Origin of the sequence: Microcoleus sp. POL10_C6 (assembly GCF_036701585.1) — a bacterium.
Lineage (GTDB): Bacteria > Cyanobacteriota > Cyanobacteriia > Cyanobacteriales > Microcoleaceae > Microcoleus.
In genome coordinates this window covers 21452-29507 of sequence record NZ_JAUBRB010000070.1, presented here as the reverse complement: position 1 = coordinate 29507, position 8056 = coordinate 21452, and the positions used below count along the sequence as shown (strand labels likewise).

6 protein-coding genes are annotated in these 8056 nt (G+C 48.0%); 4 read left to right on the top strand and 2 right to left on the bottom strand.

Annotated elements, in window-relative coordinates:
• Positions 1–1576 (top strand): calcium-binding protein (locus tag QUA34_RS26435; protein ID WP_333390074.1); only part of this gene is annotated, 1576 nt, incomplete at its 5' end.
• Between the two features lie 142 nt (positions 1577–1718).
• Here the strand turns inward: QUA34_RS26435 and QUA34_RS26430 are convergent.
• The gene (locus tag QUA34_RS26430; RefSeq protein WP_333390073.1) at positions 1719–2678 is read right to left on the bottom strand and encodes a GNAT family N-acetyltransferase; all 960 of its coding nucleotides are present in this window, start codon (positions 2676–2678) and stop codon (positions 1719–1721) included.
• 748 nt (positions 2679–3426) lie between these two features.
• Between QUA34_RS26430 and pap the strand changes: the two genes are divergently transcribed.
• Together pap and QUA34_RS26420 are read left to right on the top strand one after the other, a co-directional pair.
• Positions 3427–4914, top strand: coding sequence for a polyphosphate:AMP phosphotransferase (pap, locus tag QUA34_RS26425; RefSeq protein WP_333390072.1), 1488 nt, complete (start codon positions 3427–3429; stop codon positions 4912–4914).
• Between the two features lie 353 nt (positions 4915–5267).
• Positions 5268–6260: a YdcF family protein gene (locus QUA34_RS26420; protein ID WP_333390070.1), complete on the top strand. Its 993-nt coding sequence runs from the start codon at positions 5268–5270 to the stop codon at positions 6258–6260.
• Here QUA34_RS26420 and QUA34_RS26415 read toward each other — a convergent pair.
• Positions 6257–6601 carry a hypothetical protein gene (locus QUA34_RS26415; protein WP_333080265.1) on the bottom strand — a complete coding sequence of 115 codons (345 nt, stop codon included), beginning with the start codon at positions 6599–6601 and terminating at the stop codon, positions 6257–6259. The genes QUA34_RS26420 and QUA34_RS26415 overlap by 4 nt on opposite strands.
• Before the next feature lie 449 nt (positions 6602–7050).
• Between QUA34_RS26415 and glsA the strand changes: the two genes are divergently transcribed.
• A complete protein-coding gene (gene glsA / locus QUA34_RS26410) occupies positions 7051–7977 on the top strand; it encodes a glutaminase A (protein ID WP_333390068.1) in 927 nt (308 codons plus the stop codon).
• The last annotated feature ends 79 nt before the right edge of the window (positions 7978–8056 follow it).

Sequence of the window (8056 nt, the reverse complement as noted above, 5' to 3'; positions counted from 1 at the left end):
ACCAACGGGTACAGATACACCAACCGGCACAGCGGGAACACCAACGGGTACAGATACACCAACCGGCACAGCGGGAACACCAACGGGTACAGATACACCAACCGGCACAGCGGGAATACCAACGGGCACAGCGGGAATACCAACGGGCACAGCGGGAACACCAACCGGTACAGCGGGAACACCAACCGGTACAGATACACCAACGGGCACAGATACACCAACGGGCACAGCGGGAACACCAACCGGTACAGCGGGAACACCAACCGGTACAGCGGGAACACCAACGGGTACAGATACACCAACGGGTACAGATACACCAACGGGCACAGCGGGAATACCAATCGGCACAGATACACCAACGGGTACAGATACACCAACGGGCACAGCGGGAATACCAACCGGCACAGATACACCAACGGGCACAGCGGGAATACCAACGGGCACAGCGGGAACACCAACGGGTACAGATACGCCAACGGGTACAGATACGCCAACGGGTACAGATACACCAACAGGTACAGATACACCAACGGGCACAGCGGGAATACCAACCGGCACAGATACACCAACCGGCACTGCGGGAATACCAACCGGCACTGCGGGAACACCAACGGGTACAGCGGGAACACCAACGGGCACTGCGGGAACACCAACCGGTACAGCGGGAATACCAACCGGTACAGCGGGAATACCAACGGGTACAGCGGGAATACCAACGGGTACAGCGGGAATACCAACCGGTACAGCGGGAATACCAACCGGCACAGATACACCATCGGGAACACCGACACCATCGGGAACACCGACTCCGACACCAACTTTAAAGCAACCCAATGCAGTTGAAAACACCATACTTGGTGTATCGGGAATTCCAATAGGCACTGCCCAAAACGATGAATTTTTCGGCACTAACAACGGCAATATATTCGATGGCCAATCCGGGGATGACAACTTATATGGTGGTGCCGGCAACGACATCTTTAATGGCAATCAAGGCAACGACTTCATCACCGGAGGCAAAGGTGACGACATCCTCTATGGAGAAGAAGGAAACGACATCGTTCTTGGCGAGTCGGGCAACGATTTAATCTTCGGAGGCAAAGGCAATGACATCCTTTATGGCGGCAAAGGCAATGACATCCTTTATGGTGGCAAGGATAATGACATCCTTTATGGCGGCAAGGATAATGACATCCTTTATGGCGGCAAAGGTAACGACATCATCCTTGGTAATCAAGGTAATGATACTCTTTACGGAGGTCTAGATAACGATTCTCTCACGGGTGGGAAAGGCTCCGATCTCCTTGACGGAGGCATGGGGAATGATAGTTTGATTGGCGGTATCGGCAACGATATCTTTGCCTTAAAAGCTGGTCAAGGATTTGATATTATTGCTGATTTTACAATTGGTCAAGACTTGATTGGATTAAGCGAAGGTTTAAGCTTTGGTCAGTTAGTAATAACTCAAAATACTCAGGGAACTCTCATCAAAAATGTCTTGACAGGAGAAGAGTTAGGTGTGATGATTGGAGTGAGTGCCAATGCGATAACATCGGCTAATTTCCGGTTGATTTAGAAAATCAAGAAAAGTGCGATCGCCCATTCGATCCAAAAAGGCGATCGCACTTGACCCAAAAGTCGATCGCAAAATTTGATCGCACTTGAGAACCCCGACTTCTTTAAGCCGTCGGGATTCTTGCCTTCACTGCCAACCTTTTCTAAACAGTCTTAGCCCACTCGATCCAAGTTTCCATCGGGCGGAAACCCACTGATTTGTAAAGCTTTGTCGCCCCTGTCAAACTGTCAGCATCAACGCTGAGTTTAGCTGTGTTTGCACCCGCTGCTTTCAACTTATGCAAACCCGCCAGCAGCATCGCTTTTCCTAAACCCATTTTCCGAAAGTCGCGCCGCGTACCCAACAATTCAATCCAGCCGTCTTTGGTGCCGCTGCGGGCGTTTTTTTGGGGTTTGATTTGACAATCGCAGAAAGCTGCAAATTTACGATCTCCCGAAACAGCAATTAAATCTAATTCCGGCTGATAATTGGCGTCTTGCATCCAGTAGCGCACGGTTTCCGCAGTTAAATCGTGGTGGTTCCAGTGATCGATAAATGACTGGTTGAACATCTCTACCCAGGGTTGAATGTCTTGTTCTCCGGATACGTGAGTCAGTGCAAAATCGGCAGGGAATTCCGGCGCGGGAATCGGTTCGGCGAGGGATCGGGCCATTGTCCAAAAATAGCGATCGACCTCAAAGCCCTGTTTTTCTAGCAGCCGCATCTCATCGGTTTTGTCCTCGCGGCTGTAGGTACGCAATTTTGCAGGTAAATTCCGTTCTTTTCCTACTTCGCGCAGCCGCTTTTCTGCCCACTTAATTATGTCTTTTTCTAAACCTTTGCTACGAACATTTGGCTCCACATAAAACCAAAGACAAGCGTCTATTTCTGCAGGAGAATCGGGCATATCTAGGAGTGACAAACCGATTAGTTTGTAATTACCATCTTCCCACAACTGCACGTCGCGGGCTTTGTCGAGTTTGGGTGCATCAAGTATTAGCTTGAGTTCAGTTGCTGAGACTTCTTCGCCGAGTCTATCTACGGCTTCGCAAGCATCGATCAAATTTGCGATCGCGCACCAGTCAGTTTCGCCCTTGTAGGAGCGTGTTGTCAAGATATTCATGAAAAACTTGCAATCCGTAATTTCGGACTGTTCCTCTTAGTTGGTATTGGCAAACAAGTACAGTAATTCAGACATTTTGGACAAACGTCAGTAACAGGCTTTTCGGCCTGTTCCACAAGAAATAAATACTCTTGTGGGGCGAGCACGCGAGCCCGCATCTAAACTGTTTTTAGTATTTGAGAATGGTGTCGATAAAACTCAGAAACCTGTTTATATCACCCAGGCTTTCAGGTTTTATCTTATAGCGCAATCATAAAAATTGGTTTGCTTTTTGGGCTAGTTTTGTAGGTGAGTTTATGGCTGGATGTCGATGAGTCGCGCTCTCTTTCGTTACCAAGCTTGGTGCTTAAGTAACTACTATTGTTTGAATAAAGTTTCTACAGCTAAGTAAAGAAGTTGTCACCCCCACCGGGTAGTTGATTTTTACTTTTGCTCTTTTTACAAGAAATCCTTTTTCAGGGATTTTTGGCTCCTCCTGTTAACTCGCCCGATCGGGGGAGGGGAGAAGTTTAACTTATTTAAAAGTTGCCTATTTCAACTATAACCTGAGCTGTTTTTTTTGGCAAGTTGGAAATCGAGGGAATGTTGCTAGTATTAACGAGGCTGGCATTTGATTGCAGGAGCGCTCAGGCTTTTAACCAGCCGTAACTGTAATTTTTATAACGTTTTTCCCTGAGTTGAGGATTTAATTTTATCCTAACGTTAAACTAACGTTAAACTGTTTTTTACAGATTAATATGAGGTAAATATGCTCGACAACCTCGATTTAGATCTCTCCCTGGATAAAGAAACCTATGATGCCAAGATAGAAATTTTAATGCAACAGTTGCGATCGCTCCAACTGGCCTGCAGGGAAAAAAAATTGCCCGCAATTATCGTTCTCGAAGGCTGGGCCGCTGCCGGCAAGGGTGCTTTAGTCAAACAAATGGTAGGGTACATGGACCCGCGGGGGTTTGCCGTCCACCCGATTTGGCCGCAGTCAGATGCAGAAATGGGCTATCCTTTTCTGTGGCGGTTTTGGCAGAAACTCCCCGCCCGCGGCAAAATTGGTTTTTTCTACCACAGTTGGTACACTCACATTTTAGAAGACCGATTGTTCGATCGAGTCTCCGACGCCGAAGTACCCACAGCAATCAGGCAAATCAACGCCTTCGAGCGGCAGATGGTTGATGACGGCGCCGCAATTGCCAAATTTTGGATTCACTTGAGCAAAAAAGAACTCAAGCATCGGCTCAAAAAACTAGAAGACGACACCTTACAAGCCTGGCGAGTGCGGCCAGAAGATTGGAAACAAGCAAAAAAATACGAAGAATACACAACTTTTGCCGAAGAAATGGTATCCCAAACCGGCACTGGCCCCGCACCTTGGACGCTAGTAGAAGGCGATTGTCAGCGGTGGGCGAGAGTCAAAGTTTTAACGCAAATGGCAGCGACAATTACAGAAGCCTTAGACAGACGAACGATGCAATCAGCACCGATACAATTGCCGCATCAAGAACACTTACAACCTACTGAACCCGACTTGCTAGCCCAAGTAGATTTAACTCAATCGTTGTCGCCCGACGAATACAAACAGCAACTTCGCGAGGAACAAACCCGTTTTGGGAAACTGCAACAAAGTATCTACGAAGAGGAAATCCCCGTGTTAGTGCTGTTTGAAGGTTGGGACGCCGCCGGTAAAGGAGGAGCAATCAAACGCTTGACGGATGTATTAGACCCCCGCAGTTACACCGTTAATGCCTTTGGGGCGCCGACAGACGAAGAAAAAGCCCACCAATACCTCTGGCGGTTCTGGCGACGGCTGCCAACTGCTGGTAAAATCAGCATTTGCGATCGAAGTTGGTATGGTAGAGTGCTCGTCGAGCGAGTCGAAGGATTTGCCACCGAACCCGAATGGCGCCGAGCTTATCAGGAAATCAACGAATTTGAGGAGCAACTCACCAGTTTCGGTTGTGTCTTAGTTAAATTCTGGCTGCACATCAGTCCTGATGAGCAACTAAAGCGGTTTACAGAGCGGCAAAACAATTCATTTAAACAATACAAACTCACCGAGGAAGATTGGCGGAATCGGGAAAAGTGGAATTATTATGAAGTAGCGGTGAATCAAATGATTCAGCGCACCAGCACGCCGGCTGCTCCCTGGACGCTAATTGCGGCCAATAACAAGTATTATGCTCGTGTTAAAGTAATTCAAACGGTAACGCAGGCAATTCGGAATCAACTGAAGCGCCGATAAATTGGGATTGGTCAATCGGTAACAGGTAATGGGGAAAAAAGTAGGCAGAACAAAGCAGGCTTGAATTGTCAATTCCACCTGTGGCGTACTCAATCCATTACCAATTACCAATCAACCATTACCAGTTATCAATTACCAATTAACTGTCAGCAATCTGTGACTGGAAGTAGCGGGTTTCACCCTGCAACCAATGGTTGATAGCTGACCGGAAGCGAGCATCAGAATAAATGCGATCGGACTGCGTTATTCGCGAAAGTTAAAAACCCACCGATGTCCGTATTTCCTCCCGCAGCTAAATTCGCGCTCGTTTCCACACTTCCGTACTAATTTATGAAGACACAGAATATTGCAAGATGCCAGAACTGTTAGCTCGCATTCTATTTCTATTCCTCCTGTTCTCACTGATCAAATCGTGGTGGGATCAATCAGGAGGTAAAGACAATCCGTTATTAGACCGACTGCGCGTTTTGCTGCTGATCAGCCTTTTGTTCCTGGCTTTTTTTGCGCCAGACACACCAGTCGGAGCAGCGATTTTCGGGCTCATAGCCTTCTTCTTTAAGCCGCTGGGTTTTTCCATCACTCTGCTGGTGATTGCATCGGCGCTGATCACGAACGGGGGCATCCGCAACCCGGCGCCGAGAATGATCCTGGCAGCGCTGCTAGTTTTGATCCTTTCGAGTATGCCAGTTGTCGCTTACTGGTTCGCCGACCAAGCAGAACGGGACGCCGCTGCTGCCGTCCGCACAGCTTGCTGCGATGAAACTGCCGCAGCGATAGTTCTCCTAGGCAAGGGAACCACTCAGCCTCACATCCCCAACCGAGTAGCGATTCAACTGACAGATACAGGCAATCGCCTGCCCTATGCTGCCGTTTTGTACCGCCAAAAAGTGGCACCGATGGTCATCGTTACCGCTGGCCCCAGAGACGAGTTGGAGGGTTATGTTGGGGAAGCGAAGGATATCGAGACTTTGCTGGCAAACAACATGGGCGTGCCGCGCAGCAGTATCGTTCTCGACGATAACGGCAGCAACATACGCACCAGCGCCCAAGAAGTGAGAAAGATACTCGACAGCCGTGGCGCCCCGCGCAAAGTAATCCTGGTAACATCTGCGATTCAGATGCGGCGTGCCAGCCTCGCTTTTGCGAATATGGGAATCCAGGTGATTCCTAGGGCTACCGACTTCTACACTTTTCAACCCACATCAGGAGGAAAATCCAGACTCCGCTTAGACGCGGGAGATTTTCTGCCCAGTGCAGAAGCTTTGGTAACTACGACGCGAGTATTCGATGAATATTTCGGGTCTTTTTATTACTATTTGCGCGGCTGGCAGGCTCCCAGAGCCTAAAGTGGCAAGTTGCTGGTGTTTTTCTTAGGCAACAGCGACTGCTCCCCAGATTGGTTTAACATCTGATGAGAATGAGACCTTTGTGGGGAGCTGTATTTTTTTCTCATTCCGGCGGGGTCGCCGACAATCAAGTTTGCCATGAATGCAAACAATACCCAAAAGATAACTGGCTCCCACTCGGATTTTTTGGGCGGTGCTTCTGGGGTTGTGACAGATTCGACGTTGACTTTGATATCTAGTTTGCCTTCAATTTCTTTGCCTTTGAGAACTCCCTCCTTGCACACACCCTTAAAAATCATGGGAGCGGGCTTTGGTGCTTCTGCTTTCGCTTCATCTGCCATTTTTTTATCCTGGTTTTGGTGAATCCGGTTGGATAGTACATTCTTAAAGGTTCGGGGGTTTTCCGGACAGGATTTTGCGAACTCTGAAAGAATTAAGTTAAATATGCACCCCGCCCCTTACAGGGGCTTAAACATAAGAATCTGAAGGCATTTCCAGCTAGTGCTGGTTTGTTTTAGATAGCAGCCTGGCCTTGAAGCTGCTACTTATATATCCGGGTGAAGGGGAGATTTTTATGCAAAGTACAGGTTTTTTATGAAAAATTTATTTGCTCCCGGCGGACAGAAACGTCAATAGCTTCAAGTTCGAGCTTGGTTGAGATCCCCCAAGAAACCCAGTTTCTTCCCGCAGCGGGCCCAAGTGACGCAATTCCGTTAACAAACCGGGCTTATGGCTCAATATCGCGCCAGGAATACCAATCTAAAATTTAAAATGATCGAAATAATCGAGCGTGAATATATCCACCAGCCAACTATCTTCCTTGGAACCCGAACAACTAGCAGCTTGGGCAAAAGAGGCAATAAATCGCAGTAAATCCGGTCAAATCCCCGCGTACATACCTCTCCTTGCGCGAGCCGACAGACAAGGGTTTGACGTGCAAATTCGGGCAATTGACGGTAAATTTTTGAGCTGGGGTAGAATTGCTAAAACATTCCCGCTGATGAGTGTAGTCAAGCCCTTTGTGCTGCTTTATTTGCTGTGCGAATTGGGCGAAAAAAGGGTATTTGACTGCGTTGGCTGCGAGCCTTCGGAACTGCCTTTCAATTCCCTAATTCAACTCGAAATAGACGAAGGGAAGCCGAGAAATCCGATGATTAATAGCGGAGCGATCGCCCTAGCGTCTTTGATGCCCGGTGAAAATGCTGTGGCGCGCTGTCAAAACTTGCTCGAATGGTTAAATCAACAGGCAAACAGTCAGTTATTTCTTGACGAGTTAATGCTCGATTCAGTGAAGACAAACCCGAATCAAAACAATAGGAATCTAGCCTTGAGAATGGTAGAATCTGGTTATATTCAAAATGCAGAAATTGCTTTAGAAACCTACAATCGCGTCTGCTGTTTGTCGGGAAGTGTGGAGGATTTAGCTAAGCTGGGGATGGTTTTGGTAAATAGTGGCGATCGAGCAATGAGGGAAAACAGCCGTACTGTCAAAGCGCTGATGGCAACTTGCGGTTTGTATGAAGCGTCGGGTCGCTTTGCGCTGCGGGTGGGGCTGCCGGCAAAGTCTGGAGTTAGCGGGGCAATGCTTTCGGTAATTCCGGGTCAAGGTGCGATCGGCTTTTATAGTCCGCCCCTGGATAAAGACGGAAATTCTATCGGTGGCTTATTTCTATTAGAAAAAATAGCTCACAGTCTGCGGCTAAGCGTATTTGATTAGATTGGTCAGTAGTCAGTAGTCATTAGGAATGGGGAATGGGGAATGTCTAATGGGGAATTGGGAAAAAGGTAATTTTCCC

Coding starts and splice junctions, on each gene's coding strand:
- QUA34_RS26430 (WP_333390073.1), bottom strand. CDS start 2,678: ATGAATATCTTGACAACACGCTCCTACAAGGGCGAAACTGACTGGTGC.
- pap (WP_333390072.1), top strand. CDS start 3,427: ATGCTCGACAACCTCGATTTAGATCTCTCCCTGGATAAAGAAACCTAT.
- QUA34_RS26420 (WP_333390070.1), top strand. CDS start 5,268: ATGCCAGAACTGTTAGCTCGCATTCTATTTCTATTCCTCCTGTTCTCA.
- QUA34_RS26415 (WP_333080265.1), bottom strand. CDS start 6,601: ATGGCAGATGAAGCGAAAGCAGAAGCACCAAAGCCCGCTCCCATGATT.